The organism is Aphanizomenon sp. UHCC 0183 (assembly GCF_009712065.1).
Classification (GTDB): Bacteria; Cyanobacteriota; Cyanobacteriia; order Cyanobacteriales; family Nostocaceae; genus Dolichospermum; species Dolichospermum heterosporum.
This window is the reverse complement of record NZ_VILC01000044.1, coordinates 1-8,218: the sequence shown is the minus strand read 5'-3', so window position 1 is coordinate 8,218 and position 8,218 is coordinate 1. Positions and strand designations below refer to the sequence as shown.

The window sequence follows — 8,218 nt, the reverse complement described above, 5'->3', positions numbered from 1 at the left end:
TGGTTCTGAACCATCCTCAGAAATCACCTTAGCAAATGAAGGTAAATCCTTCACCAGTAGATATCGTCCTTCTTATCAGTCTTCCCAGGAACTTCCAGAAATTACATCCACAGAAGAGACTGATTTAATCTATGGTCGTCATCCAGTTTTGACGGCGTTGGAAAATGAACGCAGTATTAACCGTCTTTGGATTACTACCCGTCTTCGTTATGATCCCAGATTTCATCATTTGATTTTGCAAGCCAAGGATAATGGCGCAGTGATTGATGAAGTTGAACCAATGCGGTTAGACCAAATTACTGGTCGCGCTAACCACCAAGGAATAGCGGCTCAAATTGCTCCTTATGCCTATATTGAATTAGAAGACCTGATTGCTAAGTCCAAATCTATTACTGATCCTGTCATTGTAGTTGCTGATGGTATTACTGATCCCCATAACTTAGGGGCGATTATTCGCACGGCGGAAGCTATTGGCGCTCATGGTTTGGTGATTCCCCAAAGAAGAGCAGCGGGAATTACTTCTACTGTCGTAAAAGTGGCAGCAGGTGCATTAGAAACCTTTCCTGTATCTAGAGTTGTCAATCTGGGTCGCGCTTTAGAACAGTTAAAAGAACAAGGCTTTTGGATTTATGGAACTGCGGTTACAGGTAGCGAACCATTACAAAGTGTTAAGTTTAGCGGACCGGTGGTTTTAGTTGTGGGTGGTGAAGGCGAAGGTCTGGGGATGTTGACACAACGTTCCTGTGATGTTTTGGTGTCTATTCCCTTACAAGGTAAGACTCCTAGCCTCAATGCGTCGGTGGCAACTGGTATGGCACTTTACGAAATTTATCGTCAAAAATCGCAGAATACACTGTATCTTGATAAACTACAGACAATTGCTTTGAAAAAACAATAGTACAAAAGCTGATCTCGTGGATATTTGTCTGCGAAGTCAGCAACTGTAAAAGACAATAAATTTAATCTATTTGCACACGCCCAGTTATCACGTTTATAAATCGGCGAAAACTATGACAACGATTTGGCATAACTTCCAAGAGAGGTTAATTAGCACATTCAATGGACTCGGTCTTGCTTGGTGGGTAGAAGTTGTTACACAAAATCCCAGTTGTACATACTACTTCGGTCCATTTTTCAGTTCTGCGGCAGCTACTAAAGCCAGCAATGGCTATGTAGAGGATTTGGAAATTGAAGGGGCGCAGGGAATTATAGTGAATATCAAACGCTGTAAGCCTACTGTTTTAACAATTGCTGAAGATTTGGGGGAATGGATTGACCGTAAAGTAAAGCCTGTCTTTAGCGGTCAAAATTAGTCTAATTACCAATTCCAGAGGCTGTTATCGTTCCCAGGCTAATCCTGGGAACGAGTTATGCCTAATTTAAACTTTCATGATTTGGTGGTTATTGGCTAACCAATTGTCAATGTCTCCTAATAACTGTTGGGGTATTTCCCAAGGAAAAAGATGGGCTGTGTTGGGGTAACATTGCCATTGGGAGTTGTTAATGTGTCGGGCTGTTTCTAAACTGGCATCAGCGGTAATATGGCGATCTTGTTCACCAGCAAGCACTAGGCTGGGACATTGAATTTGCCAAAGGTCTGGGGTGCGATTATAACCTGCTCTAATGGCACTGTAGAGGGCATTTGTAGCGGCTGATGAGGTTTGTAAGTAGGCTGGTAGGGCATCCCTCGCTATGTAATTGTAAGCTGTGGATGTGTGTTGTTGAATCAAGTAGCGAAAGAGCGATCGCTTGCCAAAAGTATTAATATTCCATTGCCAACTGGGTTTTATATAGTTTAATATACCTGCAATTCCTGTATAAATATTGTCTTTCCAAGAAATTCGGGGATGATTGCCCCAAGGTCTAGCGGCTGTGGCTACTAAAATTAAGCCTGTGATGCGTTGGGGTAGGCGCATGGCTAGTTCCATCGCTAAAATGCCTCCTAGCGACCATCCCAATACTAAGCATTTTTCTATTTTTAACCGATCTAATAGGGCTTCTATATCGTCTAAATGGTCTTGCATTGCAAATTTACCCTGAAACCGACTTTTGCCGTATCCGCGTAAATCTGGGGCAATGGTTTGGTAGCGTTGTGATAAATGATTGGTGAAGATGGCAAGGCTACGTCCCGAACCAGGATGACCATGTAAGCCGAGTATGGGAAATCCTTGACCTTGGGTGTAGAAGTTAAGTGGTACAGTCTCAGATTCAGATGTGCGATAGACCATAAATCTCTATTGTATAGCCTCTCTTAGAGATCCCGCACGCAGGGTAGACGCAAAGGCGCAAAGGGTGGGAATCCCCCATTAATTTATTCTGACTACTGAACTCCTGCTTCAATAAAATAGGAATTGAGAAGCGAAAAGTTATCCTCATCACTTCTCATAAGACTACTCCTTACACTTACTGTAATTAGAACACTTAATTAATAAGTGCCACCTCTAGCTAAAGGTGCAGATTTATTGGCAATAACCATGAAACTGGTATAAATTATTCCAAATCATCAGATTTTATTGTTTACCTTGCAATATTTCTTCTACTTCTGTGAGTTTTACAGGTCCAGCAAAATTTGGACTGGTGATAATAAAAGATGGTGTACCACCTAATCCTAATTGTTGGGCTAATAATAGGTCTTTTTCGATGGATTTATTAGCTAATTTGCGATCATTGTCAAATTTTTTGAGGTTTAAATTGAGCTTTTTGGCAATATCTAAATATAAAGTTTCACCCAATTGTTTCTGATTGGTAAACAGGGCATCATGATATTCCCAAAACTTACCTTGTTTATATGCTGCTGTAGCTGCTGTAGCTGCGGGTAATGCTTGATCATGAATTTGATAAAGGGGAAAATGTTTATAAACTAAGGTGAATTTATTCGGATATTTTGCCAATAAATCTTTGAGTGTTTGATGTGCTTCGGCACAATAAGGACATTCAAAATCTGAAAATTCTATCAATACCGTTTTTGATTTGGTTGCACCAATTGTGGGAGAATCACCAATTACGGATTGAGGATTTGCTTGAAAATTATTGATAAATTCTTGCCGTGATTTTTGGATATTCTGTTGCTGTTGCTGCTGATATGCTCCCACAGATTCAATAATTATTTCTGGGTGTTTGCGGATAATTTCTAGAACTTGTTTTTCTAGTTGGGGGTCTATTTTAGTCTCAGCTTGGACGGGAAGTGACCAGCTTAATATCAGACAGATCAAGCTAACAATTGCTAAATTGCGAAAATGAGTAAAAATTTTGAACATTTGTCAAAGATCGATAACTAGCAATGTGATTTTATCAAGTAGCGGAGAAAACAGCAATTTTTTCCAGGTTCTGAAATAATGCCTTTGGTTAATATATATCTTTCAAATTAAAGGTTACAGGAAGAATTCAGGAGTCAGGAGTCAGAATATTTGTTGATAAGTAGGTGAACGGAAAAAACCGAAATATGTAACGAAAAGTAAAGTTGCCCAAAACCTGTTCCCTTTTTTTGTAAATATTCCCATTAAACAGAAGTGAGATAACAGTTATGTTAATTAGTTGGCTTTATCTGATAGCAGCAATTATTTTTGAAGTTTCTGGTACAACTTGTATGAAACTGTCGGAAGAATTTACTAAGGTTATCCCCTCAATTTTTATTTTTGTGTTTTATGGACTGTGTTTAACGTTTTTAACTCTTTCTCTGAGAACAATTCCGATGAGTGTAGTTTATTCTATTTGGTCAGGGTTGGGTACTCTGATAATTGCTGCGATTAGTGTGATTTGGTTTCATGAGTCTTTTACGATTGTAAAAATTATCTCTATGTCTTTTATAATTATCGGTATTATTGGTTTAAACTTGGCTAAGTAAACGGAAGAGGGAGAAGGACAGAGGAAATAAATTTTTCAGAATCACCAATTATCAATTACCACACTAAGGGACTTCCAATTAAAAAAATACCCAAAAATTTCTTGTGGTGCGGGCATAGTATGCCCATCCCACAAAATTGGGTAATTTATTTTTTGGTGTTCCCTAAACCAAAAACTTGGATTAATACAAAAATAAATTATGAACAGTAAAATTTTGGCAACATCTGTATTTTTACTCAGTGTGAGCTTATCAGGTGCAGTTCAAGCTGCAAGTTATGAGGATATTAGGCAGTTATTGGCAAATAAAAAGTGTCCAAAATGCTTTCTTGGTAACGCTGGATTAGTCATGGCTGATTTAGCTGGGGCAAATTTAAACGGTGCTAATCTTGTGGGTGCTAATTTAAGTCGGGCAAATTTAGCCGGTGCGGATTTGCGGGGTGCAAATTTAAGCGGTGCAAGTTTATTTGGTGTGAATTTAAGTGAGGCTAAACTCAGTGGTGCAAATTTAACTGGTGCTGATTTAAGAGATACCTATTTAATGAATGCTGAATTGAAAGGTGCGAATATTACAGGTGCAAATTTTCAAGGTGCGGTAGGAATACCTTCGCAAATTGCTAAATCAGAAGATTTCTATGCTTGGGGTATAGCAGCAGCAGAAAAGGGGAATCTTAAACCAGCTATTGATTATTTTAGCCAAGCGATCGCCCTTAAAGCAGACTATGCTGGTGCATACTTAGCCCGGGGTATTGCTAGTTATCAAAGTTTAGACAGACAAAACGCCTTACAAGATGCCCAAATAGCAGCAGAATTATTTGAAAAAGAAAAAAATACCGAAGGACTGAAAACAACGCAAGCTTTTATTACAGAATTAAAAACGCCTTACTCAGAAACAGTGAGTGCGGGTAAACCCAGCTTTATGGACTTTGTAGGGAGTTTAGGTTCAGTCTTATTACAGTTTTTCCCCTTCTAATAGCAGGAGTCAGGAGGCAATACTGTTCGGTTAGACTAAAAAACAAAAATACGAGGTTGGGTTGTTCGCGTTAGCGTTGCGGAGCAATCGGAACGTTCACGAAGTGTGGCGATAGCTTGCGTAGCGACGTAGGAGCCATAGCCATAACCCAACATTTTCAATGATTTGTTGGTTTTATACAATAGGTTGTTTACGTGGAAATTTTCGTTAACCGAACAGTATTGAGTCAGGAGGTAGGGGCGCAGGGCCTGCGCCCAGAAGTCAGAAGGAGTAAAACTGGCTTGCTGTCGGGCTTTGAATTTAGATCCTTTACCTTATTCATCCATCTTTATCAGCGTTCATCTGCGGTTAATAATTCCGAAAATCTGATTCTATGCAGCTACATCTTAGATTTGGTATAAGGAATACTGAAGACTAAGCGACAATAGATAGTAAACAAGGAAAAAAGATAGATGTCAGAAAATCTTAAAAGCAAAGCGATCACACAAGGGGTACAGCGATCGCCTAATCGTGCCATGCTGCGGGCTGTAGGGTTCCAAGATGAAGATTTTAACAAAGCCATAGTCGGTATAGCCAACGGTTACAGCACCATCACCCCTTGTAACATGGGGATTAACGAACTGGCACAAAGGGCGCAAACTGCCGTAAAAACCGCCGGCGCAATGCCCCAAATTTTCGGCACAATTACTGTCAGTGACGGGATTTCCATGGGAACAGAAGGGATGAAATACTCCCTAGTATCACGGGAAGTCATCGCTGATTCCATTGAAACAGCCTGTAGCGCCCAAAGTATGGACGGTGTACTGGCCATTGGTGGTTGTGATAAAAATATGCCTGGGGCAATGTTAGCAATGGCGCGGATGAATATCCCTGCTATCTTTGTGTATGGTGGAACAATCAAACCCGGACATTATGAGGGTAAAGACTTAACCGTTGTCAGTTCCTTTGAAGCCGTTGGCCAATACAGTGCCGGCAAAATTGACGAAAATGAACTTTTAGCTGTTGAACGCGGCGCTTGTCCCGGTGCAGGGTCATGTGGAGGGATGTTTACAGCCAATACCATGTCTTCAGCATTTGAAGCAATGGGCATGAGTTTACCCTATTCCTCGACAATGGCTGCCGAAGACCCAGAAAAAGCCGACAGTACCGAACAATCAGCCGTTGTCCTCGTCGAAGCCATTCGCAAGCAGATATTACCCCGGCAAATCATCACCCGCAAATCCATAGAAAACGCCATATCTGTAATTATGGCTGTGGGTGGTTCAACCAATGCAGTATTACATTTTTTAGCGATCGCCCGCGCTGCCGGTGTAGAATTAACCATAGACGACTTTGAAACCATTCGCGGTAGAGTTCCCGTCATTTGTGATTTAAAACCCAGTGGTAAATATGTCGCCACAGACTTACACAAAGCCGGCGGCATTCCCCAAGTCATGAAAATGCTTCTGGTTCATGACTTACTGCATGGAGACTGTATCACCATTTCTGGGCAGACCGTCGCCGAAGTATTAGCAGACATCCCCGCCGAACCACGCCCAGACCAAGACGTAATTCGTCCCTGGCATAACCCCATGTATGCCCAGGGACACCTAGCCATTCTCAAAGGCAACCTCGCCACGGAAGGGGCAGTAGCCAAAATTACCGGAGTCAAAAAGCCAGTTATTACAGGACCTGCCAGAGTATTTGAATCTGAAGAATCCTGTTTAGATGCCATCTTAGCCGGAAAAATCAAAGCCGGTGATGTCATTGTGATCCGTTACGAAGGACCCAAAGGCGGTCCTGGTATGCGGGAAATGTTAGCCCCCACCTCCGCCATTATTGGTGCTGGTTTAGGAGACTCCGTAGGCTTAATTACCGACGGACGTTTCTCCGGTGGTACTTACGGCATGGTAGTCGGCCACGTTGCCCCAGAAGCGGCTGTAGGTGGTGCGATCGCCCTAGTAGCAGAAGGTGATAGCATTACCATAGATGCCCATAATCGTCTATTACAACTGAATATATCAGATGCAGAATTAGCCATCCGTCGCGCAAATTGGCAACCACTTCCACCCAGATATACCAAAGGCGTACTTGCCAAATATGCCAAACTGGTATCTTCCAGCAGTGTAGGTGCAGTCACAGATTTAGACCTGTTTGCTAATTAGAATTATACCAGATACCCGACTTCTTAAAGAAGTTGGGTAATTGAATAAAATTAATTTTGAAAATAGCATCTCTTCCTTCTTACTCTCCGTGTCCTCTGCGCCTCTGTGGTTCGTTATCTTGAATATTTTCAAGCCTATGCAGCTAAATCCAACCTTACCAGACAAAGTTACCCAACATTGGCAAATAGTAAAAAATGGTGTTAATAATTTCACCCAATCTGTACAACAAAAAGCCACACAAACAACAGATAACACTAAAGCTTATTTAGAAAATCATTGGCAAAATGTCGAGAAAATTACTGACAATACATCAGAAGTAATCCAAAAAAATATTAATACTACTATTCATGATTTCTTATCACAATATCCCTGGTTTTTCCAAATATTAGAAATATTCACATGGGGAATAAATCACCCAGTCAGAGGCGTAGTAATTTTATTATTTACAATTGCTGTACTTTGGAGTATTATCAAAGCAATTGTTAAAATTATAGAAACGGCTAGTTGGTCAATTTTTAAAATTCCTTTTATATTATTCCAAAAAATATTAAAATCTCTTTGGATAAAATTTGCTAGATTCGGAATTTTCCCAATTAGAAAAACTCACAGTAAACAACAAAGGTTAGCCGAAATTTCCCAACGGTTAGAAGTTATTCACAATGAACAAAAAGCACTATTACAAGAAGCTGCAAAACTCATGAAAATTCCCTTTGCGTCGGAAAATTACGAATTAAATGAACCACAAAGACACGAAGAACACGAAGAAAGAAAAGAAGAACAGAGTTAATATTCAATCTTTATCTGCGTTTATCTGCGTTCATCTGCGTTCAATTCTTTAACCCTTGTATAAATTGGAGTTTAGACTAGATCTTTTTTTGTAGGCTCAACCCCTTGCTGTAAGTAATAGGACAAACGTCACAAGGAATCAAACCGGATTCCTATATATATAAATATTTTTGTCCAATTACCCAATTGGCAACCACTACCACCCAGATATACCAAAGGCGTACTTGCCAAATACGCCAAACTGGTATCTTCCAGCAGTGTAGGTGCAGTCACAGATTTAGACCTATTTGCTAACTAGCAGCAATACCTTGTACACTTTCTGTAGTTGGGTTAAGGGAACACCAAAAAATAAATTACCCAATTTTGTGGGATGGGCATCCTGCCCGTCCTTGATGGTTAGCGGGCTTTTCGGACCGCACCACAAGAAATTTTTGAGTATTTTTTTAATTGTAAGTCCCTCACAGACAACTTTTTC

General features: G+C 40.5%; 10 protein-coding genes. 6 read left to right on the top strand and 4 right to left on the bottom strand.

Features of this window, described 5'->3' with window-relative positions:
- Positions 1 to 22: 22 nt before the first annotated feature.
- Together rlmB and FJR37_RS15735 are read left to right on the top strand one after the other, a co-directional pair.
- On the top strand, positions 23 to 898 hold the full coding sequence (gene rlmB, locus FJR37_RS15740; protein ID WP_072033576.1) for a 23S rRNA (guanosine(2251)-2'-O)-methyltransferase RlmB: 876 nt from the start codon (positions 23 to 25) through the stop codon (positions 896 to 898).
- A 112-nt stretch (positions 899 to 1,010) separates the two neighbouring features.
- Positions 1,011 to 1,313: a DUF1816 domain-containing protein gene (locus FJR37_RS15735; RefSeq protein ID WP_027401408.1), complete on the top strand. Its 303-nt coding sequence runs from the start codon at positions 1,011 to 1,013 to the stop codon at positions 1,311 to 1,313.
- 66 nt (positions 1,314 to 1,379) lie between these two features.
- Here the strand turns inward: FJR37_RS15735 and FJR37_RS15730 are convergent, their stop codons facing one another.
- Complete coding sequence (locus tag FJR37_RS15730) at positions 1,380 to 2,228, bottom strand: alpha/beta fold hydrolase (RefSeq protein ID WP_039200372.1); 849 nt, start codon at positions 2,226 to 2,228, stop codon at positions 1,380 to 1,382.
- Positions 2,229 to 2,510: 282 nt separating this feature from the next.
- Positions 2,511 to 3,257, bottom strand: a complete 747-nt coding sequence (locus tag FJR37_RS15725) for a DsbA family protein (protein WP_168466465.1) — start codon at positions 3,255 to 3,257, stop codon at positions 2,511 to 2,513.
- A 266-nt stretch (positions 3,258 to 3,523) separates the two neighbouring features.
- Here FJR37_RS15725 and FJR37_RS15720 point away from each other — a divergent pair, with 266 nt between their 5' ends.
- The 4 genes from FJR37_RS15720 (at position 3,524) to FJR37_RS15705 (ending at position 7,744) form a co-directional block, all read left to right on the top strand.
- Positions 3,524 to 3,844: a multidrug efflux SMR transporter gene (locus tag FJR37_RS15720; RefSeq protein ID WP_039200370.1), complete on the top strand. Its 321-nt coding sequence runs from the start codon at positions 3,524 to 3,526 to the stop codon at positions 3,842 to 3,844.
- A gap of 198 nt (positions 3,845 to 4,042) precedes the next feature.
- Complete coding sequence (locus FJR37_RS15715) at positions 4,043 to 4,813, top strand: pentapeptide repeat-containing protein (protein WP_039200368.1); 771 nt, start codon at positions 4,043 to 4,045, stop codon at positions 4,811 to 4,813.
- A 452-nt stretch (positions 4,814 to 5,265) separates the two neighbouring features.
- The gene (ilvD, locus tag FJR37_RS15710; protein ID WP_168466464.1) at positions 5,266 to 6,957 is read left to right on the top strand and encodes a dihydroxy-acid dehydratase; all 1,692 of its coding nucleotides are present in this window, start codon (positions 5,266 to 5,268) and stop codon (positions 6,955 to 6,957) included.
- Positions 6,958 to 7,093: 136 nt separating this feature from the next.
- Entirely contained in the window at positions 7,094 to 7,744 is a 651-nt protein-coding gene (locus FJR37_RS15705; RefSeq protein ID WP_174763435.1) for a hypothetical protein, read from the top strand.
- 128 nt (positions 7,745 to 7,872) lie between these two features.
- Here FJR37_RS15705 and FJR37_RS15700 read toward each other — a convergent pair whose 3' ends face one another.
- Positions 7,873 to 8,016: a hypothetical protein gene (locus FJR37_RS15700; RefSeq protein ID WP_160289921.1), complete on the bottom strand. Its 144-nt coding sequence runs from the start codon at positions 8,014 to 8,016 to the stop codon at positions 7,873 to 7,875.
- Positions 8,017 to 8,026: 10 nt separating this feature from the next.
- A partial coding sequence (locus FJR37_RS26530) for a hypothetical protein (protein WP_217355295.1) occupies positions 8,027 to 8,218 on the bottom strand: 192 nt, incomplete at its 5' end.